Source organism: Pseudomonas sp. FR229a, from assembly GCF_030209115.1.
Classification (GTDB): Bacteria; Pseudomonadota; Gammaproteobacteria; order Pseudomonadales; family Pseudomonadaceae; genus Aquipseudomonas; species Aquipseudomonas moraviensis_A.
The window spans coordinates 26,158-50,884 of sequence record NZ_JARVSP010000027.1 but is presented as its reverse complement, the minus strand read 5'-3'; the positions used below and the strand labels follow the sequence as shown (position 1 = coordinate 50,884).

Below are 24,727 nucleotides of genomic sequence, written 5' to 3'. Positions count from 1 at the left end.
CATGTTTTTGCGCCACGTTATTGTTTTCAGTTTCATCGCCCTGCTCGCCGGTTGCTCTGGTTTCGGCACTCGCGAATCCGTCGAGGGCCACGGCAGCCCGGCCCAGTGGGCGGCGAACAAACAGCAGCTCACCGGCCTCGACGGCTGGCAGATAGACGGCAAGATCGGCATTCGCGCACCGAAGGATTCCGGCAGCGGCACGTTGTTCTGGCTGCAGCGTCAGGACTACTACGACATTCGCCTGTCCGGCCCGCTGGGTCGTGGCGCGGCACGCCTGACCGGGCGGCCGGGCAAAGTGTCACTGGAAGTCGCCAACCAGGGCCGCTACGAATCGCAATCGCCCGAAGCCTTGCTCGAAGAACAGCTTGGCTGGAAATTGCCGGTGTCGAATCTGGCCTGGTGGGTTCGTGGCCTGCCGGCTCCGGAGAGCAAAAGTCGCCTGAACCTGGACGCCGACAGCCGTTTGGCCAGTCTTGAGCAGGACGGCTGGAAAGTCGAATACACCGCCTACACCGAACAGAATGGTTATTGGCTGCCCGAACGCATCAAGCTGCACGGCACGGACCTCGACGTGACGCTGGTGATCAAGACCTGGCAACCGCGCAAGTTGGGGCAATAACGCATGACCGCTGCACGCCTGACCCTGCCCTCGCCGGCCAAACTCAATTTGATGCTGCATATTCTCGGTCGCCGTGAAGACGGTTATCACGAGCTGCAGACGCTGTTTCAGTTTCTTGATTACGGCGATGAAATCACTTTCGCCGTGCGCGATGACGGCGCGATCCAGTTGCACACCGAGTTCGCCGGCGTGCCCCACGACAGCAACCTGATCGTGCGCGCGGCGAAAATGCTGCAGCAACAATCCGCGTGCTCGCTTGGCATCGACATCTGGATCGACAAAGTCCTGCCCATGGGCGGCGGCATCGGCGGCGGCAGTTCGAACGCGGCGACGACTTTGCTTGGCCTCAACCATCTCTGGCAGTTGGGCTGGGATGAAGATCGCCTGGCGGCGCTGGGCTTGTCACTGGGTGCCGACGTGCCGGTTTTCGTCCGTGGCCATGCGGCGTTTGCCGAGGGTGTCGGCGAGAAACTGACCCCGGTCGACCCCGAAGAACCGTGGTATCTGGTACTCGTGCCGCAAGTCTCTGTTAGTACGGCAGAAATTTTTTCCGATCCTTTGTTGACACGTAACACACCGCCCATTAAAGTGCGCCCCGTTCCCGAGGGAAACAGTCGAAATGACTGCTTGCCGGTGGTTGCAAGGCGTTATCCAGAGGTACGTAACGCATTGGATTTGTTAGGTAAATTTACCGAAGCAAAGCTCACCGGAACTGGAAGTTGTGTGTTTGGGGGCTTCCCAAGCAAAGCTGAAGCTGATAAAGTCTCGGCCCTTCTGACAGAGACCCTTACAGGGTTTGTAGCGAAAGGAAGCAACGTTTCGATGTTGCATCGCAAGCTGCAAAGTCTGCTCTAAAGGAATCAGGTGCCCGGCACTTGAAAGCAACAGATACAGGGGCGTCGCCAAGCGGTAAGGCAGCAGGTTTTGATCCTGCCATGCGTTGGTTCGAATCCAGCCGCCCCTGCCATTTTCTCTACTCATCCAGGTTACCCTCAGCCTCTAGGTACTGCGCGTGTCCAAGATGATGGTCTTTACGGGGAATGCCAACCCCGATCTGGCTCGGCGTGTCGTACGTCAGCTGCATATCCCTCTCGGTGACATCTCTGTCGGCAAGTTTTCCGACGGCGAAATCACAGCCGAGATCAATGAAAACGTTCGCGGTAAAGACGTCTTCATTATTCAGCCGACCTGCGCTCCGACCAACGATAACCTGATGGAACTGGTAGTGATGGCTGACGCCTTCCGCCGCTCCTCGGCTACTCGTATCACTGCTGTTATTCCTTATTTTGGTTATGCCCGTCAGGATCGCCGTCCGCGTTCCGCACGTGTGGCCATCAGCGCGAAAGTCGTCGCTGACATGCTTACCGTAGTCGGCATCGACCGTGTTCTCACGGTTGATCTGCATGCTGACCAGATTCAGGGCTTCTTCGATATTCCGGTAGATAACATCTACGGCTCCCCGGTTCTGGTGGATGACATTGAAGATCAGCGCTTCGAAAACCTGATGATCGTGTCCCCGGACATTGGTGGCGTCGTGCGTGCACGGGCCGTTGCCAAATCCCTGGGCGTCGATCTCGGGATCATCGACAAACGCCGTGAGAAAGCCAATCACTCTGAAGTGATGCATATCATCGGTGATGTCGAAGGGCGTACCTGTATTCTCGTCGATGACATGGTCGATACCGCCGGCACCCTGTGCCACGCGGCCAAGGCCCTGAAAGAGCATGGCGCAGCCAAGGTCTTTGCCTACTGCACACACCCTGTGCTGTCGGGCCGGGCCATCGAGAATATCGAAAATTCCGTGCTGGACGAGCTGGTGGTCACTAACACCATCCCGCTGTCCGCTGCAGCACAAGCCTGTGCACGTATCCGTCAACTGGATATCGCACCGGTTGTTGCCGAAGCGGTTCGCCGCATCAGCAATGAAGAATCGATCAGCGCGATGTTCCGTTAAGGGCCCTGCCCTTCACGAAATGTCTCGTTGACGAAAAGCGCCCCGCCCCGGCATTCCTGTCGGGGCGGGGCTTTTTTGCCCATACCGTGTTCGGCGCTGGTCGCAAACGCCACTCGGTCATGGCTATTTTGGAGATACAAAATGAACGATTTTACTCTGAATGCTGAAGTGCGTTCCGACCTGGGGAAAGGTGCGAGCCGCCGCCTGCGTCGTCTCGCAAGCCTGGTTCCAGCTGTAGTTTACGGTGGCGATAAAGCCCCTGAATCCATCAGCATGCTGGCCAAGGAAGTTGCCAAACTGCTCGAAAACGAAGCGGCTTACAGCCACATCATCGAGCTGAACGTTGGTGGCACCAAGCAGAACGTCATCATCAAGGCTCTGCAGCGTCACCCGGCCAAAGGCCACGTGATGCACGCTGACTTCGTACGCGTTGTTGCCGGCCAGAAACTGACCGCCATCGTCCCTGTGCACTTTGTTGGCGAAGAAGCTCCAGTCAAGAAAGGCGGCGAAGTTTCGCACGTTATTGCCGAGATCGAAGTTTCCTGCCTGCCAAAAGATCTGCCTGAGTTCATCGAAGTCGACCTGTCGAAAGCAGAAATCGGCACCATCATTCACCTGTCGGACCTCAAAGCTCCTAAAGGTGTTGAGTTCGTTGCTCTGGCACACGGCGATGACAAGGCTGTTGCCAACGTCCACGCTCCACGTGTTGCTCCAGAAGCTACCGAAGAAGGCGCAGCAGAGTAATTCACTCTGTCATGCCTGAGTGAGCAAGTAACATCGCGGACTGGAACGTAGCGAGAAAGCGGGCGAGAACGCGGAGTTTACATCCATGGTAAATGAGCATTTTTCGTCCACTTTCGCCGCTTTCCCTGATCGCGGCGATGTTACTCACCACTCAAAGGAAGGGCCCCTATCGTGACTGCCATCAAACTGATCGTTGGCCTGGGAAATCCAGGCGCCGAATACGACCAGACCCGGCATAACGCAGGGGCCCTTTTTGTTGAGCGCATCGCCCACGCACAGAATGTGAATCTCGTGGCCGATCGCAAATATTTCGGCCTGACCGGGCGCTATTCGCATCAGGGTCAGGATGTTCGTCTGCTGATTCCCACCACTTACATGAACCGCAGCGGCCAGGCCGTGGCGGCACTCGCCGGTTTCTTCCGCATCCAGCCTGAAGAAATCCTCGTGGCGCATGACGAACTCGACCTGCCTCCGGGCGTTGCCAAGCTCAAGCAGGGCGGCGGCCATGGCGGTCACAACGGGTTGCGCGACATCATTGCGCAACTGGGCAATCAGAATACGTTCTACCGCCTGCGGCTTGGCATTGGCCACCCGGGCGTCGCCAGTATGGTTTCAAATTTCGTCCTGGGTCGTGCGCCACGCGCCGAACAGGAAAAACTCGATGCCAGCATCGACTTTGCCCTCGGCGTGCTGCCGGATATCCTCGCCGGGGAATGGAACCGCGCGATGAAAAACCTGCACAGCCAGAAGGCCTGACTTTTACCCGAGGGGAAACACCATGGGATTCAATTGCGGCATCGTCGGCCTGCCTAACGTCGGCAAGTCCACCCTGTTCAACGCCCTGACCAAATCCGGTATCGCGGCGGAGAACTTCCCCTTCTGCACCATCGAGCCGAACAGCGGCATCGTGCCGATGCCGGATCCGCGTCTGGAAGCTTTGGCGGCCATCGTCAATCCAAAACGCATCCTGCCGACCACCATGGAATTCGTCGACATCGCCGGCCTCGTTGCCGGTGCCTCGAAAGGTGAAGGCCTGGGCAACAAGTTCCTCGCCAACATCCGCGAGACTGACGCGATCGCTCACGTCGTGCGCTGCTTCGAAGACGACAACGTGATCCACGTGTCCAACAGCGTCGACCCGAAACGCGACATCGAAATCATCGACCTGGAACTGATCTTCGCCGACCTCGACAGCTGCGAGAAGCAACTGCAGAAAGTCGCGCGCAACGCCAAGGGTGGTGACAAGGACGCCGTGGTTCAGAAGGCTCTGCTCGAACAACTGATCGCGCACTTCACCGAAGCCAAGCCCGCGCGCAGCCTGATGAAGAACATGAGCGCGGATGAAAAAGCCGTGATCAAGGGCTTCCACCTGCTGACCACCAAACCGGTCATGTACATCGCCAACGTTGCCGAAGACGGTTTCGAGAACAACCCGCACCTGGACGTGGTCAAGGCCATCGCCGAAGAAGAAGGCGCCATGGTCGTTCCGGTGTGCAACAAGATCGAAGCGGAAATCGCCGAGCTCGATGACGGCGAAGAGAAGGACATGTTCCTCGAGGCTCTGGGCCTGGAAGAGCCTGGCCTGAACCGCGTGATCCGCGCCGGCTACGAAATGCTCCACCTGCAGACCTACTTCACCGCCGGTGTCGAAGAAGTCCGCGCGTGGACCGTCAAGGTCGGCGCCACCGCACCACAGGCCGCTGGCGTGATTCACACCGACTTCGAAAAAGGCTTCATCCGCGCCGAGGTGATCGCCTACAACGACTTCATTCAGTACAAAGGCGAAGCCGGCGCCAAAGAAGCCGGCAAATGGCGCCTGGAAGGCAAGGATTACATCGTCAAGGACGGCGACGTGATGCACTTCCGCTTCAACGTCTAAGCAACAGCCGCACACGAAAAAGCCGCGTTTGATACGCGGCTTTTTTGTGCCTGAAATATTTTCCGCCACACCACCAATCCCCTGTAGGAGTGAGCCTGCTCGCGATAGCGGAGTGTCAGTGAATTCAACCGTAACTGACACACCACCATCGCGAGCAGGCTCACTCCTACAATGGGAAATGTGTGAATCAGTGCTTTTTGGTACGCGGCAAGAAGATCGCCAACACGCCAAACAACGGCAGGAACGAGCACAGGAAATACACATACTCAATCCCGTGCACATCCGCCAGATGCCCGAGCAGCGCCGCGCCAATCCCGCCGAAACCAAACATCAGGCCGAAGAAAATCCCGGCAATCATCCCGACATTGCCCGGCACCAGTTCCTGCGCGTACACCACGATCGCCGAGAATGCCGAGGCCAGAATGAAGCCGATCACTACGCTGAGAATACTGGTCCAGAACAGATCGACATGCGGCAGGATCAGGGTGAACGGCGCGACGCCGAGGATGGAAAACCAGATCACTGCCTTGCGCCCGATCTTGTCGCCAATCGGTCCGCCGAAGAACGTCCCCGCCGCCACTGCGCCCAAGAAGAGGAACAGGTGCAATTGCGAGCTGGCCACTGACAGGTCGAACTTTTCGATCAGGTAGAAGGTGAAGTAGCTGGTGAAGCTGGCCATGTAGAAATACTTGGAGAACACCAGCAGCCCCAGCACCACCAGCGCACTGGTCACCCTGCCCTTCGACAAGCCGTGCGTTGCCGCTTGACCGGCCTTGAGCTTGAACAGGTTCAGATGGTTGGCGTACCAACGGCTGATGCGGTACAGCACGAACAGCGCAAACACCGCGAACAGACCGAACCACGCCACATTGCCCTGGCCGAACGGAATGATGATCGCCGCCGCCAACAAAGGGCCGAACGCGGAACCGGCATTGCCGCCGACCTGGAACGTCGATTGCGCCAGACCAAAGCGCCCGCCCGAGGCCAGCCGCGCAACCCGCGAGGCTTCCGGGTGAAAGGTCGATGAGCCAATGCCGATCAGCGCCGCTGCCAGCAGAATCAACGGAAAGCTGCCGACCACCGACATCATCAGAATGCCGATCAAGGTACACACGGTGCCCGCCGGCAAAAGCCACGGTTTCGGGTGGCGATCAGTGTGATAGCCAACCCACGGCTGCAACAGCGACGCGGTCAACTGGAAGGTCAAGGTGATCAGGCCGACCTGGGTGAACGTCAGGCCATAGTTGGCCTTGAGCATCGGGTAGATCGACGGTAGCACCGACTGGATCAGGTCGTTGATCAAATGCGCCAGCGCCACCGCGCCAATGATGCGCATCACCAGTGGACTGCTTTGAGGAGCAGCGGTCGCCGAGGCAGCGGCGGTCTGAACGTTGCTGATAGCCATGGAAAATTCCGGACAGCAGATGGGTGCCCGCAGGCAGGTGCGTCAATGTGCCATTTTTCGGTGCGTAAGCGCTATCCCCTTAGCCAGCTAACTAAGTGATTGACGATTGATCACCGTGTAGGAGCTGCCGAAGGCTGCGATCTTTTGATCTTGCTTTTAAAAATCAAAGACAAAAGATCGCAGCCTTCGGCAGCTCCTACAGGGGGCCGTTCTAGGAGAAAGTGATAGCGCAACGCCATGGTCTGAATCTTGCCTTGCTTCTGCCCTTGAACACGATCGCCTTACAAAGGCGCTCGACAATGGGAAGTTTCGCTACAGAGCCGGCCTACAGAGCGGGCGAGGGTGAACTTTCGAGGCCTTTTAGAGGGCACGGGTCGCGGCGCAAAAGCTCGCGATGCACGCCAATGGTGCGTGGTGTCCAGAGGAGTCATGAGGCATGCAGGCTTTCCTTTCACCGGGGATCAAATTGCTGGGGCGGTTTGGCTTCGCTGGTAAATTCCAGTTGTTGTTTCTGCTGTTCATTCTGCCGTTGGCCGGCAGCCTGTTGATGATCGGCCATGATTATCGCGAGAAGCTCAACCTGATCGCCGGCGAGCGTACCGGCGTGGGTCAATTGCTTGCGCTGGATGCGCTGGACAACCTGCTCGCCGCTCAACGTGACCGCGCCGCCCGCTGGCGCGCCACCGAGACCAACCGTCAGCCGACACCGGCCACCCTCGCCGCCATGGCCGCATTCGACGGCGTGCAACCGGCGGTACTGCAAGCCACCACGGAGCTGGGCAATGCGCTGAACCAGCAAGGCGCCGACGGTGAAATTCTCGCTCGCTACCAAGCATTGCAAACCGCGCTCAATGGCCTGGACTCGAAAAGCCTCAGCAGCGTCGGTTGGTGGCCGGACGGTTACGACCGTTTCACCAATGCCCTGGGCGCGCTGCAAGCGTTGCGCGAGCAGATCGTCATGGACAATCGCCTGACCCTCGCGCCGTGGCTGGAAACCTACCTGCTGACGCAGATTTCCACGCAGCACGCGCCGGACCTGATCGAGCGGGTCGGGCGTCTCGCGGCGGTCGGTCAGGCCTCAGTCGTCTCCGGCCAGTTCACCCTGCAGAGCCGCTTGCAGTTGCGCGACCTGCGCAGCCGCATCGGCGACGCCCGCGAGCAACTGGTGAAAACCGCCGGCCTGCTGGAGGCGCGTCTGCCAGTCGAGCTGCAAGCCTGGGCTGACCAGTATCACGACAGCCTGAAACACCTCGACGGTGGCCTGAAAGTCCTCGACGACGGCGTTTTCGGCGGCAGCATCAACCTCAAGCCGGAAGACTTCGAACGCAGCCTCGACGCGTTGCTCAGCGACCTCGCCTCGCTGCGCCAGCAGTCGCTGGTGGCGCTGGATCAACGGCTCGATGCCTATTACAGCTCGGCGATCCGCCAGTTCATCGTTGTCGCGGCAATTTTCGGATGCCTGCTGTTGGCGGCGCTGTACCTGTTCGTCTGCCTGCAAGCCTCGATCCGCCGCAGCGCCAGCGGCATCACCCTGCTCGCCGAAGCTTTGCGCGACGGCAACCTGAGCCTGCAAGTGCCGGTGGTGGGCCGCGATGAGCTGGCGGCGATCAGCACTGCGCTCAACGTCGCCGTGGTGCAACTGCGCAGCAGCATGCTCGGCGTCGACCACGAGACCTCGCAGCTGAGCAACGCGGTGCGTAGCCTCAACCAACACTCCAGCGGCGCCCTAGGTGAAGTCGAGGCGCAGCAGTTGCAGATCAGCCAGATCGCCGCTGCCGCCACGCAATTGGCCGCCACCTCGCAAGGCGTCGCGCAGAGTTGCGAACAGGCCTCCGGCAGCGCCCAGCACACCCGGCGCATCGCCGCCGACAGCAGCCGCGACAGCCAGCGCACCACGGCAAGCATTCAGCAACTCAATCAGCGGCTGAACGACACCGCCGCCGCGCTCGGCCGGGTCAGCGAGCAAGGCCAACAGATTCAACTGGTGGTCGACACCATCCGTGGCGTCGCCGAGCAGACCAACCTGCTCGCACTCAATGCCGCCATCGAAGCCGCCCGCGCCGGGGAACAGGGTCGCGGTTTTGCCGTGGTCGCTGACGAGGTGCGCAGCCTCTCGCAACGCACGCAATCGTCCACCGCGCAAATCGCCGGCACCGTCGACAGCCTGCGCGCCACGGTCAACGAAGCCGTGAGCCTGATGGAGGCCGCCTGCGGCCAGGCCCAGTCGGATGCCGAAGCGGTCACCGGACTCGGCGAACGCCTGGGCGAAATCGCCAGCGCCGTTCAAAGCGTCACCGACACCCTGGCGCAGATCGCCACGGCGGTTGAAGAACAGGCCACCACCGCCGATGAAGTCAGCGGCAATATTCAGCAAGTCGATCAGGCAGCGATGCGTTTGCTTGAAGGCGCACGCGCGGTGAACCTCGCGGCGGATACCTTGAGCCAGGGCAGCGATGCCCTGAGCGCCAATACCGCCAGATTCCAGCTACGCTGACGCCCTCCCCGCCCCCGATTTTCGGGGCCCGAGGATAAGCGGTTGAAAACAGGAAGAAATATTTTCGATTTACGCTTGACGCTTTGCCAATTCAGGGGAATAATGCGCGCCACTTGGCTACATAGCTCAGTTGGTTAGAGCATAGCATTCATAATGCTGGGGTCCGGGGTTCAAGTCCCTGTGTAGCCACCAAGTACCTGTTTACAGATGTCTCCATGAGTCTCTAAACAACATCAAGAAGCCCGCCTAGTGCGGGCTTTCTTGTTTCTGGCTATCTCTCCCTGTATCCCTCTATACCTTCCCTCCGTGTATCCCCCTGTGTATCCTCGACAAATAATTGAACCGAGGGGATACAAGCCCAAATGAAGCGCTCCGAGATAAAACGCCGCCCCCTTTCTGATACCGCATTGGCCGGCCTTGAGCCTGACGCCAAGGAGTATCGCGAGCTCGACGGGAGCGGCCTTTATTTCCGCGTGAAACCTGACGGGCAAAAGTCTTGGCAGCTCCGGTACAAGAAGCCAGACGGCAAATGGTCATGGCTCGGGCTTGGCGGTTACCCAGAGGTGAGCGGATCGGCCGCCAGGCAGAAAGCTGCTGAGCTGCGCACCGATGCCGCCGACGGCAAAAACCCCATCGTCACGAAACAGGCTCGCAAAAAGGCAGATCGGGATATCGCCGGCGAGACGTTCGAGCCATTGGCGCGGGAGTGGTACGCGTCACGCCTGACCAATTGGGATGCCGGAACAGCGAAGCGGATCATCGGCGCCCTGGAGCGTCATGTCTTCCCTGTGTTCGGCAAGCGCCAGTTCGTGGATATCACCCCACTCGAATGGATGGAGTTTCTGCGCGGCATGGAGCAGAAAGGAATCCTTGAGCAAATGAGCCGGGTTCGCTCCTACTGCCGTGACGTTTACGACTTGGCCAGGGTGACTGGTCGCGCGACGCACAATCCGCTGGAAGGCCTGCAGAAGTATCTTCAGTCAGGCAAAGCCGAGAACTACGCGCACGTAACGCAAGACGAGTTGCCCGGCCTGATCCGCGCGATTGCCGCATATCCACATGCCCACGATGTCCGCCTCGGCCTGCGCTTGCTGAGCCTTTTTGCCGTGCGCCCCAGCGAGCTGCGCGAGGCGGAGTGGTCAGAGTTCGACCTTGATAAAAAGATCTGGACTGTCCCGGTGAATCGGAAGGGGCGGAAAAAGGGATTGGAGCATCTGGTCCCCCTCTCCACTCAGGCGATCGAGGCGCTGGAAGAGTTGCGCAAGTACACCGGTGGCAATCCCCTGCTTTTCCCCGGCCGCAGCGACCGCACGAAGCCCCGCAGCGACACGGTGTTCCTGATGGCACTGCGGCGAATGGGTTACGAGGGGCGCCAGACCGGGCACGGGTTCCGACACATCGCGTCGACTGTCCTCAATGAAAACGGGTTCGACGAGAACCACATCGAGGCCCAGCTATCCCACAAGAAGCCCGGCGTCGCTGGCGTATACAACAAAGCGAAGTACCTGCCGCAGCGCACTGTGATGATGCAATGGTATGCGAACTACCTCGACGGTCTCGCGGGCGGTGTTGTGGTTCAGGGACACTTCGGTAAACGCGCATGACACGGCGCTTTCATCTGATAGATAGACAGATATAGACTGGCCGCCATTACTGTTTGAATAGCCAGTATCTGGAGAGCATAGAGTTTTGGCTGATCTAGTCCGACGGGACGAAAAGCGGGATTCCCAACCGCCTGGTCAGCCAATCTAGCCAATTGGGGCTCCTGGGAGGGAGCGGCAGATGAAGCGTGAATACTACAACCACCAGCTCGGCCTTTTTCTTGCGGGCATGGTCGCCGGCATGATCCTGCTGTGCGTGTTTTTGGCTCTGAAACAGTACGGCTATGACACGCTGGGGTGGATAGTCATGGGCAGCACAAGCGGCATGTTGTGCGCAGCGTGGGGTATGTCGTACGTCCTCCGCCAATTCCACGCAATCGACGAGATAGAGGCAGCCGAATCAAGCGACGCGGTAGCGACTGCGCAGCCGGACAGCCCACTGCCGGGAGATAAGCCGCTGCTGATACCCATCACCCATGACAGCAATGGTCCAACCGATACTGGGGCGCTCACATTCCCATATACGACAAGAGCTCTGTCAGCCGCCCAACAGGCCACGATCAAATTCTGGATTGAGTACGATCCAGAGCGTCCGCCCTTGCAGAAAAGCATCCAGAGCTTCATTTCGGAGCGAGGCATCCCAGTGCGCCAGGCCGCGGAATTGGCGAGTGCGATCAAGCCTGACAATGTGTCAGACCGCTCTGACATCGCTGCCGGTAAGTGACAGATTGGTATGACGTGACGGCACGCCGGCATGTCATACATTTTCGACAATAGCCCTGCCGACGCAATGTGTTTCCTGTCTAAATCAGTATCGGGAAACGCAAAATGCACACCATTCATACGCCGCACCAGCCTTCCGCTGTCTCTGCACAGAACTTTGACCCGGCGATCACCCTGATTCGCATGCCGGACCTTGAGGCTATCACCGGCCTCGCTCGCCCCACCGTGTACAAACGCCTCAAAGACGATCCGACCTTTCCGCGCCCGGTGCCCCTGAGCAACAGCAAGTCGCGCGGCTCGCCGGTGGGCTTCGTGCTGGCCGAGGTCCAGGCATGGGTGCGCCAGCGCATCGCTCTGCGTGGAGAGGCCGCATAAATGACCGACCAAAAAAAAGGCCAACCCAAAAAGGCCGGCCCGGAAAAATCTCAAGCCGATATTACCACCAGCACCGGGAAAGCACCGACAAAGATCAGTCGCGTCCTGGGCCACTTCCTCAAAGACCTGAGCCTCAATCGCTTCGAGGCAGAGCGTTTGGGCGACCACTGCCTTCACTCGACCATCAGCAGTCTGTCCAACGGTTACGGGCTGAACTTCAACCGCCTGATGGAGCGTGTGCCGAACCATTGGGGTCTGCCTTGCCTGGTGACCCGCTACAGCCTGCCGGCCTCCGAACACAAGCGCGGGCACAACGTTCTGGCCATGCTTGAGAAGACGGGCGCATCCCGCCAAAAGGTGGCAGCATGAATACTCCCCTCATGATCAGCGATGAACGGTCGATAAGTCTTCTTGCCAGCAGTCACGCCCGCCGGTATGGTTCGCCAGTCGCTGCAAATTCAGCGACCGACCTTGGCGGGTCGAACGATTTCAGGCGCAACAGCGCCCCCATTACGATTGCAGGCGCTTTTTTTATGCCCGCGATCTCGATTTATGGCGGGTTGCGCAGGAGCACCCTCGGGTGCGCCGGGTTCCTGAATCTCCGGTCCGCCAATCCTGTGCAACTCGCCACCCTTCTCTGCTTGGCGGCAGGCCGTGGTGGCTCTCATGATTCGGGAGCTCCATCCATGCAACACGCCCTCATTCCGTCCAAAATTCGCGCATTTGCTCACCGCCGTATGGCGTTGAGCGCACTCCGCGCAAACTCGTCGTTAGCTACTCGCCTCGCCCGTTATAACGCACACATGGACATCGTCCGCGACCTGGAATCTGTCGGGGGTTTCGCATGACTGCCGTCGCCCGTTCCGCGCATCAAGTTGCCAGTGACGCCTTTGAGCACCTGAGGGGCTGTCAGGAAGTTCTGCAGCAGCTAGAAGCGCTGCTGATCGCCCTCAAAGAATCCTCCCCGCAACACTCCAACCAGTCGCACCTCGCCTCACTGGGTGCGTTCGTCGCGATGGACCACGCGAACTCGGTGGATTGCTTCATCGAGGACTATGAGCACCTGCTTGTTACAGGAGGTGCTCAATGAGCCGCGACCTTTGCCTCCTCGTGGACGCCTCCCCAATTGAAGGGGAAATCCTGAGCGAAGCAATGATCGATGCTCGTGATATGTGCTCTATGAATTTCGCCCGCGAAGAGCACAAAAAGCTGGAGAAAATCCTGCTGACGTTCGTGATTCCAGCAATGGGTGGTTACGACAATGAGCTGGCGTGTGACATTGCCCGCCATATTGAGCAGATCCGCACGTTCAGCGGGAATTTCTGCTGGCGCCATCGCCACCTGGGCGCCTCGCACGGCGTGGTAGGCAAGCGAGCCGAAATGGGCGAAGGGGGTGCGCAATGACGAGCAAATCGAAAGCCGGCACCTGCCAGCAGGTGGCCCAAGAGGCGCTTTTCCAGCTCGATTGCTGCCGCGAATTCAGCGACTGGATGCTGGCCCTGATGACTGCCATTCGTGACGACCAAAAACACTCCGATGGGAAGAACGTTCCCGGTCTGTCGAGCCTCGGCGTGTACCTGGCGGAAACGCATCTTGGGGATGTCGAGCAGTCGTTCGAGCTGCTGAGTGACAATTTGTCGAGCCTCGGGGGTGCGGCATGACTGGCGTACTCCAGACCAACACAGGCGTGGTGGACGATCTGCGGGACGCGCAGGACATTCTTGTGCTTCTGGCGATGTCGCTGGCGCTGATCGCCTCGCCCTCGACTCACATCCTTGTGGCCCGCGTGACGGCCGTGTTCGCCCAGCACACAGCCATGGCTTGGGCCGATCTCCTAGGTGATGTCATCGCCGAACAGGAGGCGTCCCAATGATTCAGCCAATGATATTCAAACGCCGCAGAACCCTTCCGGCTCACCGCCTCCCCTACGTCGGCAACACCGTCTATACCGACCCGATGGGGCGCATCGGGTACTGGGATGTTCCCTTGATCGGTGGTTATAGCGGTGGCTGGGCAACTGGCGGCGCGCTGGCGCTGATCGCCTTGAAACACATGAGCAATTACGCCCAGCGAGCTGATGGCGACCACCTCAAATACATCGCCGCTTCGTGGATCGATCGCGCCAGCCAGGCGTCCCCTGAGGAGCTGGAAACGCTCAAGGCCCAAGTCATGGGGTTCATGGCAGAGATCGGCAAGTTCACCGAGGCGTCGGCTGTTGGCTCGCGATGGCGGCTTTCCCAGGTCGACGACAAGGCCGCGCTCAAAAAGGGGAATGAAGGGCTTGGATTTATGGCTGCGGAACGGGCACGCCGGACGCAGACGATCGACGCGCACTCGGCGCGAAACGCTGATTCGATAAAGGGTTAAGACCATGAAATTTCAAAACGGCGCATCTGCGTCGACGGGATCGGCTTGCCTGAAGAAAGCCAACGAACTGTTTTATGTGACCCATCCGAAGGCGCCCAAAGCGCTGCTGGGTCCGTTCCTGACTGAGGCCGACGCCGAGTGCGGGCGCGTAGTTATGCGTAGCGCCGGCGCCCAGGTCACGGCGTGCCTGGTCGACTCCATTGACGACTTCACCCGTTGGCACGGTGTAAACAACGGTCAAGTTTGCCGGGCCTTTGCTGGCGCTGATCGACGGGAGGTCAGCCATGGGTGACGTGACCCCAATCAATCGCAAGAGCAGTGGCGGCCCACCCGCTGCCGGCGCTCATATCGACAGCGCCAGCTATGTGCTGCTGGTGGAAACGCTCGTCGGCTTCCTCGAGCTGGGCATCTCGGAAGGCGACCAAGGCCGTCACTGCGATGAGCTGGAGCGCCTGACTGAGAAACTGGAGAACTTGGCCAAGCGGTTTACCCCACCGAAGGGGGTCGCATGACTGACGCAGCGGTCCTTTTTCGTGATGCGCTTCAGGACGCCTATGGCCCCCTCGACTGGATTCCAGAGCCCGACGGTGAAATCCACCGATTCCGTGTGCCGGAAGATAAGCCTGGTTCGCTCAACGGCTGGTATGTGCTGTACCTGGACGGCATCGCATCCGGTGCTTTCGGGAGTTGGAAAGCCGGTGGCGCCAGCACCTGGTGTAGTCGCGACCCAGTGGACGCCCGCGAAGCGGCGCAAATCCGCGAACGTGTTGAGCTGGCCAGGCGCCAGCGAGAGGCCGAACAGCGCCAGCGCCATGAGCGAGCGGCGGCAAAAGCCAATAACTGGTGGCGCAACGCGCGCCGCGCATCACCCGAGCATCCGTATCTGGTGGCGAAGGGCGTTCGCTCCTACGGCTTGCGCCAGCGTGGGGCGGAACTGCTCGTCCCGCTGTATCTGGACAGTCGTCTGGTCAACCTGCAACGCATTGCACCGGACGGCGGCAAACGCTTCCTCTTCGGCGGGCGCATCAAGGGCACCTATTCCCCGCTGGGCATCATCCAGCCCGGCGCGGTGCTTTGTATCTGCGAAGGGTGGGCAACCGGCGCCAGCCTCCATCAGCACGGCGGATACGCGGTTGCCGCAGCCATGAACGCGGGCAACTTGATGCCGGCCGCTATGGGTCTCCGCTCGCGCTATCCAGCCCAGCCAATTGTGGTAGCTGGCGACGATGATCGCCTTACCGAAGGCAACCCAGGCCGCGCCGCTGCAAACGCAGCAGCCGCAGCCGTGGGTGGTGAGGTCGCTTTCCCTGACTGGCCAGACAACGCACCTGAATCCCTGACTGACTTCAACGACCTTGCAAACTGGAAACTCGCCAATGGCCAAGCCTGACGCCAACGTGATCACCCTTCGGCCGGAAGCCGCCACCATTGCGCCAGCGCGTCCCTGCTGGGCGGTGTACGAGCATTGGGTAACCAACGAGAACGGCCGCAAGCTGCGCCCCGGAGTGTACTGGCACAGCTTCAAGCGCACCGCCGCCGATCAGGACGACGCGGAGAGCGACGCCACGGACCGCCCCATCACCGACGAATGGATCTCCAGCCCTGTCACGGTTGTGGCGCGCACGACCAACAGCGACGACGGCAGCGAAGGGCGTCTGCTCCGCCTGGTCACGGAGGGCGGCATCAAGGAATGGATCATCGCCATGGAGGTGTTCGGCGGGAGCGGCGAGGACGCTCGCCGGGCACTCTTCGGCATGGGCGTAATCATCGCGCTCAAGAAGCGCGGCACGTTCATGGAGTACCTGCTCGACCAGCACCCCGCCGAGGTGTTCGCCACCACCGGCCGGCCTGGCTGGCATGAGTCAGGCGCGTTCGTGCTACCCGGGCGAACGATCGGCACCGCCAACGTGCGATATCAGGCGAGCAACAGAGCTCAGGTTTTGTTCAGTCAGCGCGGCGAGCTGGCGCGGTGGCAGGCCGAAGTGGCAGCCAAATGCGCGGGCAATCCAGTGCTGACGTTGGCGATCGGCTGCTCGCTGGCCGGGCCTCTCCTGAGTCTGGTCGGCGTGCTGGGCGGCGGTGTTCACTTGGTCGGTGACAGCTCGAGCGGCAAGTCGCTGGCTCAACTGATCGGCTCCTCCGTGTGGGGTGACCCTGGCGTGTTCGCCGCCAGTTGGGACATGACCAAAGGCGGCCTTGAGATCGAGGCATCCAGTCGTAACGACACCATCCTGCCCTTGGACGAGATCAAGCGCGCCGACCCGAAGCGGGTACAGGAAATGGCCTACTCCCTCGCCAACGGTCAGGGAAAAGGCACCATGACGCGAGAGCGTGAAGGCCGTGCGAAACTGAGCTGGCGGCTTCTCACCCTCTCCAGCGGCGAGCGATCGCTGTCCGAGCACGCTGCCATATCCGGTAACGCTGCCCATGCTGGCGCCGAACTCCGCATGGTCGACGTGAACGCCGGTACCCGCACCCACCGCGCCTTCGATGAATTGCACGGCCTTGAGGGCGCGGACTTCCACCGGCAGCTGACCGTCGCGGTTGGCGCGCACCACGGACATCTCGGCCCGGCATTCGTCGAGCATCTGGTCGCGGCCGATGACAAGCCTGGACTGCTCAGTGACTTTGACGGCATCCGCGCGCAGTTCGTCGAGGACAATGCCCAGGCCGGCCGGGTGGCTGACCGGTTCGCCGTGATCGCGCTGGCTGGCGAAATGGCCATCGCCTACGGACTGCTCCCGTGGGAGCCCGGTACCGCCCTCGCCGACTGCCGCCTGCTTTACGGCGAATGGCTTTCCCGTGTCGGCGGAGGGAATGCCGAAGACCGCCAGATTCTGGCCGGCATCATCGACTTTATCGACAAGCACGGCAGCAGCCGATTCTCCGACGTGGACGCCCCAGAGGCGGACGCAAAGGTTTTCAACCGCGCCGGGTACTGGGAGGTGGTCGCCAACAAGCGACTGTTCCTATTCAACAAGTCCGCGCTCATCGAAGCCGCCCACGGGTTCGGCCTTACCCGCGTCATCAAGGCGTTGGAGGTTGGCGGAGCCCTGGCCAAGCGCGACACCGATCGGGATAGCCGCAAAACCAAAAAGTACCGAATCCCCGCGGGCGGATCTGCTCGGTTGTACGTCATCGACCCAGAAGCTCTGGATGGCGAAGGCGGTGCCGTATGACCTCCACCAACATCAGAGACGAATGCCCGACTTCACAGGAACCTACAAACGTGGGGAACAGGGGGAACGGGGGAACGACCAGCAAAGACGCGGTCTGTAGCCGTTCCCCCTTATTTGTTGTTTGGGGAACAGGGGGAACACAGACATGTTTTTGAATATAAGCGAGCAACGCTTTCCTGACGTTTGGTTATCACTGTTCCCCACAAAAAAACGTGGGGTACAAAATCCCCCTCTGAAAGCCCCGGAATCATTGGGTGTTCCCACTGTTCCCCCGTTCCCCCGTTTTTTTTTCACAGACACATTTGGGCAATGGTGCAAATCGGGCGAGGTGAAGCCGTGAGCCTCCTTTCCAGTCTGCTCGATCACATGCCGCCAACCATCGCGAATACCTCCACGGAGAACCCGCGACGCCCTGCGCCTCGTCCGTCGCTAGCGCTGATCACCCATGCCGAGCGTCGCCCCCAGTTCGTGACTGAGCCTCACGCAAGCGCCGCGACAGCAACGCCTGAGTGGCGGCGGGCGCGCGACGCATACCTCAACCACATCATGGCCTGCCGATTGTGCTACGCGCCCACCAATCGCTATTGCGGCGCTGGTGCCGAGCTGCGCGCTGATTACGACCGCACGCCCATGGAGACACAGCCATGAAGACCAATATCGTCATAGCCCTGCTGGAAATCGCGCAAAAGCCAGGCGCCAGCATGAGTACGAGCCTGATCACCACCCGCCGGATCTGCCGAATCTTCGGACAGAGGGCGGACGCCATCCGAAACGAGCGCCGGGATATACGGCGGGAGGCCGGGAAACTTCGCGCCTTCCTACCCTTCACCACCAGCAGGATCGACGAACTCCAGCAGCAAGCCACGGAGCATCGGCGGGCCGAGTTGGACGACTTACGCAAGGTGCTCGGCGCCTTTGGCAGATCGTTGATGCTGGACACCGAAGGCCTGATGGATGGCTTGGGATTCGACCGGGTGTGCGATCTGCTGGCGGTAAACACCGTGGAGCGTGAGGCGGCGAGGAAAGACGGCGTGAACGGTTTGGCGGAGTTGGTGTTCGCCCGCTCCCTGGAAGACAGCGCCGCGCGTCGCAGGCAGGAATGGAACGACGCGCCCTTGTTCGACGCCTGTCAGATCGCGACTGCCAATTTCATCAGGGACTGCCCAGCACACTTGCGGCCAGCCCCCTTCGCGCCCGGCGCACCGTTTGGCCCAAAACTCCCGCCCACCCTGAGCATTGTCGGCAAGTAGGTAACCCATACGCGACACGTTTTGCGAATCACGAAAACGTGTCGCGACACGAAGCAACACAACCGGGCATCCACCCCATCAATGGCGCCACGGCGTCGAAGGAGGCAATACATGTCACACCACATACGCTTCGCGGAAGCGTGCAAGGACACAGATTTCACCACTGACCCCGGCATGATCGGCGGGTACATCGTCTGGACGGTAGAGCACGTGCGTGACGGCCAGCGGGTGGAGATTGAGGGGCCTTTCTACACCGAGGAGGAGGCCAGGATCTCAGCCGAACTGATGCGCATCGAATACCCGGGAGCCCGGGCGTACAAATCGACTCACTGCTCGGCCTGGAATCCAGACGTGAAGCGCGAGATCGCAATTCGAAACGACGCATTGGCCGCCCGCATGATCCTCGCCGGCCAGCTCGGCATGGAAATCCCCAAACACAGCGCCCAAGGCGCCCAGGAGTAACAAATGGCGATGGCAACAAATTTTGGCAATAAAACCCTGATCCTGCTCGGCGGTAGCGCTGGGAAACTCTTTGGTCGGGAACACTTGTACGAGCTCTCGACGGGTGACGTTCGCGAAGCGGTGAAGGCCGTCGACGTGAATCACCCTGGCTTTGTGAAGTACCTGGCTAATGCCAAGAGTAAAGGCTTGGAGTTCGCCGTTTTCCGTAATCGGAGGAATATTGGCGAGCGCGACTTGAAGCTGGGAGGGGCACAGGAGATTCGAATTGTTCCTGTAATAGCCGGCAGTAAGCGCGCCGGCGTTCTGCAGACAGTGATCGGAGTTGCGCTTATCGTCATAGCGTCATTCATGACTGCTGGCGCTGCGGCGACCGCGGTCATGGGTGCGGGGATTGGCACGGCCGCCGGCGGCGTTATCCAGATGCTCAGCCCGCAGGCTGCCGGGCTCAAGCAAAGCGCCGGCCCTGAAAACTCCCCGTCCTACGCCTTCGGCAGCGCCAAGAACACCACAGCCAGCGGCAACCCGGTACCGATCTGCATCGGCGAGCGTCGGTGGGGCGGGATGATCATCTCGGCCTCGATCTACGCCGAAGATAAGGCATAACTCGGTTATTGGGCTTTTATTGAGCGCATGGTAGCTTCGCGACTTTATCAGTTACGGATAACGCCACCATGCGCTCTTCAATAGCAGTCATACTCACAGCCTCGACGCTCGTTTTGGCAGGTTGCTACTCTCCAGGCGCCCTCGTCCAAAAAGGACCAGTGTTTTCAGCCCCCTCCAGCAAGACGCCTAAGAATTATGCGCTTTGTGTCTTCCCGCAGTGGCAGGAGCATCGACCAGACGCCACCATGTCCGAAACAGAAATGGGCTATCGACTGGTCAGCGGCAACGACATGAACACGAATGAGATTCTGAGCATCAGTAAAACCGTGTCTGGCAGCTCTGTGAAGTTTTACCAGCGCGCATACCTCGACTTCGGATCAGGCAAAGAGAGCGCGCTGAGATCGACAAAAGAGTGCCTTTGAAAATGTGTCAGAGATAGGAGACAGAGCGCACTACCCAGCAGCCCATATGTTCCGCTCCGCCGGGTGGTAACCAAGCATGGTAACCACCATTGGTAACCACTCCAGTAGCGCCGCCGCAGGCCTACAGGAACCCGACGTGGCTCAATCGATGTCAGGTTTTGGCTTGGTCGAATACACGCTACTCAATGTCTGTTTTAGGAGAGCGTCATGGAACGAACGACATTCGAATTCGCGCTTTGCGGTGTTTGGGCGAGATTCAAACAATCTGACCAAAACCAAGTGATCTTGGAAGACGTTGAAAGCTGGGCGGTGGCGAAAGGGTTAGCAGTATCTAAAGTTGAGCGCAAAGAAGTTGGTAGATTCGGGAAAACGGATTGCGTGGTAATTCATACTGATCATGGAAGCGCTTGCTTCCCGGTTGAGAGCGAGAACAACCAATTAAACTGGAACAAGAGGAATGATGCATATTTAAAAACAGCAGAAACTTGGGCAAAGCTAGAGTGGTTCTCACCATTTTGGGTCTGCAGAAAAGATGTGACAACAATTCTCGCTGACTGCGAACACCGCCCCGCCGAAGATGCGATTAAGTTATTTAACTACCATACATCCACCATTTACACGCTTTCCTACGAGGCCGTATGCATAGAACAAATAATGGGCGGTTCTCCGTGTCTCGCTGACATCCGGCCTCTGGCTCGAGAAGCGTATTTGGCCTTTTATGCCGGGTACAAATCGGCGAGTATCGCGGCGTTAATCCCTGCCATTGAGGGTGCGATCTCTGCGATGCTACCTAAGGAAACGCACTCTCTACCCACGATGGAGAGAGTAAACAGAGCCATCGCTGGCGCTATCAACACAGCCGCAGAGCTTCACTTTGAGGGCATGTGGATTCCTAGCGCGTACAAAACAACTGCATATCTTTTCGGCTTGGACGAGATGGTTTTCGCATTTGAAACGTTTCGCCGATGGTTACAGGACTCGTTCTTCCAAAACTCCGACGTCTACAAGGGCGCTGCTCGTCTGAACAGACACCACTTTGCTCATGGGCTGTCCCCCGAATGGCAGCAAGCCAACTTATCGAGGTTAATAGTCGCTATTGCCACCATCGGCCTTGTCGAAGCGTGGTATCACCAAGATAGCTCCACGTCAGACTTTTTCCCGACCGTGAACAAAGAAAGTACACTTTTATGGGAACAGGCGCTTCTTCATGGATCGGCACAGATGATGATCAAGCTGCTGGAAGAAAAGCAATATCGCCAAAACGGATTATTGGTCCCAAAATTGCCAACCGATGACGGATCTACGCTACGAAAAGCTTTACTGATGGATGAGTGTATAGCGGACTTGGTGCGCCCTCTTAGAAACGCCGGATGGGCCATTGAGTTTATTGATGATTCAAGCGATCTATATCTGAAAGTTAAGGCGACAAGCGGAACTTGCTCATTCAACGTGGCGCTCCTCCACAGCTGTGGGAGCGATAACAGCTTGTACAAGGAACTGGAAAAGGATTGCGCAGCCATCCTGTACAGAGGCGGCCCCTACCTCCAAGAATATTTCGCCAGAGATGTGAAAATCCATGTCGGTCCAGTTACAGGCTGGCAGCCGCCGGCCCCCGTCTCTCATGGCGAGGAAGATTTGGGCACCGAATCTCAATAACTCAGGCCGTCATGGCCGATCCGCTAGGCAACGGTGCCAGCCTCATGGAAGCGCCCTTTTCGTTCAAGTGTGCATATGCGCGCAATTTACGCTCATGACCTCGGATCCTCGCTGAGAATATGTGCCTCGAGGTTGTGAAGCGTATACGAGAGATCCCCAGCGGGGTCGTACAGTTCGCGAACCCACTTATCACTAGTTGGATTCGCATTAACGGCGAGCCTGAAATTGGCCGACGCGGAACGGAGCCCTGGGCCAAAGTACATTTCTTCCAAACGGGTTTGTGCTTGTTTTCGCCGGGACATGGTTCCGTGCTTAGCAGCGGTTTTTATTTCTTCCTTGATCGACTTCAGCCGAGATTGAAGGGAGGCAATCTCATTTGGGGAGAATGACTTTCCAACTCCTCCCTCCCGCATAAGGCCCTCCAACTGATCGTGCAAACGGCGAATCTCGTCGGCCATTTTCCGAGCTTCAACAAGATCGATTGTTTCTGTGGGCATGCGTCGCTTCCTGCTTTGATTGAAGACTACCAATAGCGGCATCCCTCACAGGTTTCAACCATCAAGCAATAGATCCGCCGGTATCCACGCCGGTATCCACCGATTGCGAGGGCGCGCAGCGTCACCCAGGGGCCTCGTCGAGACACGCATCCAGTCAGTGACCATTCACAGTGACCACCAGCAGTGACCACTTCGCCTGCGCACCTCCTCCTGCTTCTACGTCAGCGGTTATTCCTTGAGCAAAGACAATAAGCGGCACCGCCGGACAGCATGTTCGGCTGCTATATTGCGAGCCGCCCCAGCCCTCCTCATACAAGGAATGTGAAAGTGAAGCTCGCTCCTGCCCTACTCCTCGCCCTGTTGACGTCTGGCTGCGCGACCGGCCCCGCCGTCGAATGGGTGACCGTCCGAAATACAGACCAATTCACCGACAAATCGAGTTGCGCCGTGACCGTAGGTGCCTATTACACAAAGCACGGGGTATACACGGTCCGCAATCAATACTACCCATACATCGAGGTAGCTAACGGTGATCTGCGGGTGGGTGTGAAAAGCGGAGGACGATTCTCTATCCCCGTCGGGGATGTCCAATTGAGGATTGATCAGAATAAGGCGTGGACCATCAGCACCAGCGAAACACCGCTGGATTACGTGCCGGAGGGTCAGCTTAAGGCAATGCAAACCTTAACCAATGATCCTCAGCAGCAACAAATCGTCGGGAACGCTTACAAAACAGCCATGGAGGCAACTGCGCGATCAATGTCTCCGTTTACCGCAGCAACGGGTGAAAAAGCTCGTTCAATTCTCAATGAGATGCGTGCCGGGAAAACGGTGATCTATCGCACCGTTGGTTTAAACCAAGCCGCCTCCACGACCGGTGAATATGCTCTCGACAAGTCTCTTGAAACCGCTCTCCACCAGTGCGGCATCAAGTAGCTTTCAGGCAGTATTTCACGCACGATCGTCACGCACTCAGAGGCGCGCGAAATTCCAGTGGGAGCGAGATTTCTAGCGCAGGTACGCAGTAACGGTACCCGCTCGCCGATGCTTGGCGGCAGCAAGTTCGCAGCCGAGGTTCGCACTTTTGGTTCGCACCCTCTTACGCGAAGCTGGCGCGAACCAGGCCAGCGGTTACCACACTCGGTCACCACGGAAAGTTACCAGTGCGAGCAGTTGCCAATCGCTGGTTTCCACTGTGGTTTCCAGGGTTTTGCAGTGTTTTCCACTGGCAACCTAGTCAGTTGCCGAACAAACCCACGGAGGTGGTGTGGCGAGCTTGGAGGTTCTTCACAAAAGTCGGCGGACGCGTAAGATCAGGATGCGCAAATTGGAGGGCGCCCCTATGAAATTGATCATGGATTTCAAGGCCGACTGGCACGACACACTCAAGGAGATCATGAGCAAGGAATGGGGGATGGACACGACCGGACTTACTACAGACGTCCCCGTTCATTACTTCAACGCAGCACAGAGACGAATATCCGCGAGGACTAGGACGCTACGAGTATCGGATACCTTCAAGTGCCCCGAAGAACACCAGGCTGGCTGGGACCTAATTCAGCAAAAAGTGAAAGATGGTCAAGATTTAACTCCACACCTGAGCAAGCTGATCGAAAAAACAACAAAAACAGATCTGATGCTGAACGATTGGGGTGTCTATCACTTACACCTCGGAACTCAGATCAAAAACGGTTTTGTCGAAAGGGCAGGCCCTTTGCTCTTCGCCAGAATCACTGACGAGTACTTTTTTGCGATCGGTGTGTACGACCATGCTTCATGGACTAACGGCGAAATAGTGGAAACTGTTCATCGAAACTGGCCGGAGTCAGTTGCCCGTTGGGTCATACAAGGCGTAAAGGGGAAGAGGCTCACCGGCGAGGAGCGAGCTGCGTTAAGGAAAGTACACATGAACGCATTTTTCCTTACCGAGGATGAGACAACATACGGCCCTTTGGGCGGCGGCACAGTGGCGTCAGGCCACAACGTATTCTCAGTTATCCAAATGGACATCGAGCATGACCGCCTTGAATGCTTGGAGCGTCGCCTGGTTGAAATTACCGACCAAGTGATGCCAGAGCTCAAAAAAGCTGGCTACACAGACGCGGCGGAAGTGACTGCCAAGCTCGTTCTAACAGAAGGGTTTTACGCTGCGTTCTTCCCGGAATACCGGCTCCTGGTGAATTTCTATCCCCGTACCGCTTGAGCGATTCGCCTGCCGGTCCCGAATGTTTGATTGACTGCGAACACTTTGACCACACTTTGACGGAATGTGAGACAGGCATGAGACGGAATCCAGACATGGTGGGCGTCTGAGGCTTATTCCGGACGGGTTCCGTCAAAGTAGGCCGTGTGGTCGTCTCATACCCATGGCAGACCCCAGACGGATTCTGGACAGGCTCTGGACAGCCGGAGAGGCCATAGATCATCCCGTCTCGACCCAGCAGCCAACGCTAGCGCCGGCTGGCGGCAAATCGGGTAGGCGACCGGATAGCTACCG

At 58.7% G+C, this 24,727-nt stretch carries 29 protein-coding genes and 2 tRNA genes; 29 read left to right on the top strand and 2 right to left on the bottom strand.

What is annotated here, in order from left to right:
- The first annotated feature begins 1 nt into the window (after position 1).
- The 7 genes from lolB to ychF all read left to right on the top strand — a co-directional run bounded on the left by lolB (position 2) and on the right by ychF (position 5,196).
- Positions 2-619, top strand: coding sequence for a lipoprotein insertase outer membrane protein LolB (lolB, locus tag QRN33_RS22125; protein WP_042609700.1), 618 nt, complete (start codon positions 2-4; stop codon positions 617-619).
- Between the two features lie 3 nt (positions 620-622).
- The gene (ispE, locus tag QRN33_RS22120) at positions 623-1,474 is read left to right on the top strand and encodes a 4-(cytidine 5'-diphospho)-2-C-methyl-D-erythritol kinase (protein WP_064362119.1); all 852 of its coding nucleotides are present in this window, start codon (positions 623-625) and stop codon (positions 1,472-1,474) included.
- Positions 1,475-1,511: 37 nt separating this feature from the next.
- Positions 1,512-1,586: transfer RNA gene (locus QRN33_RS22115), tRNA-Gln, on the top strand.
- 45 nt (positions 1,587-1,631) lie between these two features.
- The gene (locus QRN33_RS22110; RefSeq protein ID WP_003171603.1) at positions 1,632-2,573 is read left to right on the top strand and encodes a ribose-phosphate pyrophosphokinase; all 942 of its coding nucleotides are present in this window, start codon (positions 1,632-1,634) and stop codon (positions 2,571-2,573) included.
- A 141-nt stretch (positions 2,574-2,714) separates the two neighbouring features.
- A complete protein-coding gene (locus QRN33_RS22105; protein WP_064362118.1) occupies positions 2,715-3,317 on the top strand; it encodes a 50S ribosomal protein L25/general stress protein Ctc in 603 nt (200 codons plus the stop codon).
- Between the two features lie 171 nt (positions 3,318-3,488).
- On the top strand, positions 3,489-4,073 hold the full coding sequence (gene pth, locus QRN33_RS22100; RefSeq protein ID WP_042609697.1) for an aminoacyl-tRNA hydrolase: 585 nt from the start codon (positions 3,489-3,491) through the stop codon (positions 4,071-4,073).
- 22 nt (positions 4,074-4,095) lie between these two features.
- Positions 4,096-5,196: a redox-regulated ATPase YchF gene (gene ychF, locus QRN33_RS22095; protein WP_016773202.1), complete on the top strand. Its 1,101-nt coding sequence runs from the start codon at positions 4,096-4,098 to the stop codon at positions 5,194-5,196.
- A gap of 187 nt (positions 5,197-5,383) precedes the next feature.
- On the opposite strand, the gene QRN33_RS22090 is transcribed toward ychF, so the two are convergent.
- The gene (locus tag QRN33_RS22090) at positions 5,384-6,601 is read right to left on the bottom strand and encodes an MFS transporter (RefSeq protein WP_285410119.1); all 1,218 of its coding nucleotides are present in this window, start codon (positions 6,599-6,601) and stop codon (positions 5,384-5,386) included.
- 436 nt (positions 6,602-7,037) lie between these two features.
- Between QRN33_RS22090 and QRN33_RS22085 the strand changes: the two genes are divergently transcribed.
- The 20 genes from QRN33_RS22085 (at position 7,038) to QRN33_RS21985 (ending at position 21,733) form a co-directional block, all read left to right on the top strand.
- Complete coding sequence (locus QRN33_RS22085) at positions 7,038-9,095, top strand: methyl-accepting chemotaxis protein (protein ID WP_285410117.1); 2,058 nt, start codon at positions 7,038-7,040, stop codon at positions 9,093-9,095.
- Between the two features lie 115 nt (positions 9,096-9,210).
- A tRNA-Met gene (locus QRN33_RS22080) sits at positions 9,211-9,287 on the top strand.
- A gap of 170 nt (positions 9,288-9,457) precedes the next feature.
- Positions 9,458-10,699: a tyrosine-type recombinase/integrase gene (locus QRN33_RS22075; RefSeq protein ID WP_285410115.1), complete on the top strand. Its 1,242-nt coding sequence runs from the start codon at positions 9,458-9,460 to the stop codon at positions 10,697-10,699.
- A 178-nt stretch (positions 10,700-10,877) separates the two neighbouring features.
- A complete protein-coding gene (locus tag QRN33_RS22070) occupies positions 10,878-11,420 on the top strand; it encodes a hypothetical protein (protein ID WP_285410114.1) in 543 nt (180 codons plus the stop codon).
- A 104-nt stretch (positions 11,421-11,524) separates the two neighbouring features.
- Positions 11,525-11,794 carry a helix-turn-helix transcriptional regulator gene (locus QRN33_RS22065; protein ID WP_101161876.1) on the top strand — a complete coding sequence of 90 codons (270 nt, stop codon included), beginning with the start codon at positions 11,525-11,527 and terminating at the stop codon, positions 11,792-11,794.
- Positions 11,795-12,163, top strand: a complete 369-nt coding sequence (locus QRN33_RS22060; RefSeq protein WP_285410112.1) for a hypothetical protein — start codon at positions 11,795-11,797, stop codon at positions 12,161-12,163. It begins immediately after the preceding gene.
- Positions 12,164-12,638: 475 nt separating this feature from the next.
- Positions 12,639-12,884 (top strand): hypothetical protein, encoded by a 246-nt coding sequence (locus QRN33_RS22055; RefSeq protein ID WP_285410110.1) that lies wholly within the window; start codon positions 12,639-12,641, stop codon positions 12,882-12,884.
- The gene (locus QRN33_RS22050; protein ID WP_285410108.1) at positions 12,881-13,198 is read left to right on the top strand and encodes a hypothetical protein; all 318 of its coding nucleotides are present in this window, start codon (positions 12,881-12,883) and stop codon (positions 13,196-13,198) included. The genes QRN33_RS22055 and QRN33_RS22050 overlap by 4 nt, the downstream gene beginning before the upstream one ends.
- Entirely contained in the window at positions 13,195-13,455 is a 261-nt protein-coding gene (locus tag QRN33_RS22045; RefSeq protein ID WP_285410106.1) for a hypothetical protein, read from the top strand. The genes QRN33_RS22050 and QRN33_RS22045 overlap by 4 nt, the downstream gene beginning before the upstream one ends.
- Positions 13,452-13,667 carry a hypothetical protein gene (locus tag QRN33_RS22040; RefSeq protein ID WP_258603617.1) on the top strand — a complete coding sequence of 72 codons (216 nt, stop codon included), beginning with the start codon at positions 13,452-13,454 and terminating at the stop codon, positions 13,665-13,667. The genes QRN33_RS22045 and QRN33_RS22040 overlap by 4 nt, the downstream gene beginning before the upstream one ends.
- Entirely contained in the window at positions 13,664-14,161 is a 498-nt protein-coding gene (locus QRN33_RS22035) for a hypothetical protein (RefSeq protein WP_285410102.1), read from the top strand. The genes QRN33_RS22040 and QRN33_RS22035 overlap by 4 nt, the downstream gene beginning before the upstream one ends.
- A gap of 4 nt (positions 14,162-14,165) precedes the next feature.
- Positions 14,166-14,453 carry a hypothetical protein gene (locus QRN33_RS22030; RefSeq protein WP_101161861.1) on the top strand — a complete coding sequence of 96 codons (288 nt, stop codon included), beginning with the start codon at positions 14,166-14,168 and terminating at the stop codon, positions 14,451-14,453.
- On the top strand, positions 14,446-14,673 hold the full coding sequence (locus QRN33_RS22025; RefSeq protein WP_285410100.1) for a hypothetical protein: 228 nt from the start codon (positions 14,446-14,448) through the stop codon (positions 14,671-14,673). Before QRN33_RS22030 ends, QRN33_RS22025 begins: the two co-directional genes overlap by 8 nt.
- Positions 14,670-15,551, top strand: a complete 882-nt coding sequence (locus QRN33_RS22020) for a toprim domain-containing protein (RefSeq protein ID WP_285410099.1) — start codon at positions 14,670-14,672, stop codon at positions 15,549-15,551. Before QRN33_RS22025 ends, QRN33_RS22020 begins: the two co-directional genes overlap by 4 nt.
- On the top strand, positions 15,538-17,340 hold the full coding sequence (locus tag QRN33_RS22015) for a DUF927 domain-containing protein (protein WP_285410098.1): 1,803 nt from the start codon (positions 15,538-15,540) through the stop codon (positions 17,338-17,340). The genes QRN33_RS22020 and QRN33_RS22015 overlap by 14 nt, the downstream gene beginning before the upstream one ends.
- A gap of 644 nt (positions 17,341-17,984) precedes the next feature.
- Entirely contained in the window at positions 17,985-18,590 is a 606-nt protein-coding gene (locus QRN33_RS22005; RefSeq protein WP_285410095.1) for a hypothetical protein, read from the top strand.
- A gap of 111 nt (positions 18,591-18,701) precedes the next feature.
- A complete protein-coding gene (locus QRN33_RS22000) occupies positions 18,702-19,052 on the top strand; it encodes a hypothetical protein (protein ID WP_285410093.1) in 351 nt (116 codons plus the stop codon).
- A gap of 3 nt (positions 19,053-19,055) precedes the next feature.
- Positions 19,056-19,655, top strand: a complete 600-nt coding sequence (locus tag QRN33_RS21995) for a tail assembly protein (protein WP_285410091.1) — start codon at positions 19,056-19,058, stop codon at positions 19,653-19,655.
- A 68-nt stretch (positions 19,656-19,723) separates the two neighbouring features.
- Positions 19,724-20,077, top strand: coding sequence for a hypothetical protein (locus QRN33_RS21990; protein ID WP_285410090.1), 354 nt, complete (start codon positions 19,724-19,726; stop codon positions 20,075-20,077).
- Between the two features lie 207 nt (positions 20,078-20,284).
- A complete protein-coding gene (locus QRN33_RS21985) occupies positions 20,285-21,733 on the top strand; it encodes a hypothetical protein (RefSeq protein ID WP_285410088.1) in 1,449 nt (482 codons plus the stop codon).
- Positions 21,734-21,825: 92 nt separating this feature from the next.
- Here the strand turns inward: QRN33_RS21985 and QRN33_RS21980 are convergent, their stop codons facing one another.
- Positions 21,826-22,230: a hypothetical protein gene (locus tag QRN33_RS21980; protein WP_150691806.1), complete on the bottom strand. Its 405-nt coding sequence runs from the start codon at positions 22,228-22,230 to the stop codon at positions 21,826-21,828.
- A gap of 327 nt (positions 22,231-22,557) precedes the next feature.
- On the opposite strand from QRN33_RS21980, the gene QRN33_RS21975 reads away from it, so the two are divergent.
- Together QRN33_RS21975 and QRN33_RS21970 are read left to right on the top strand one after the other, a co-directional pair.
- The gene (locus tag QRN33_RS21975; RefSeq protein WP_285410085.1) at positions 22,558-23,166 is read left to right on the top strand and encodes a hypothetical protein; all 609 of its coding nucleotides are present in this window, start codon (positions 22,558-22,560) and stop codon (positions 23,164-23,166) included.
- 406 nt (positions 23,167-23,572) lie between these two features.
- Positions 23,573-24,433 (top strand): death domain-containing protein, encoded by an 861-nt coding sequence (locus QRN33_RS21970; protein ID WP_285410083.1) that lies wholly within the window; start codon positions 23,573-23,575, stop codon positions 24,431-24,433.
- Positions 24,434-24,727 lie beyond the last annotated feature (294 nt).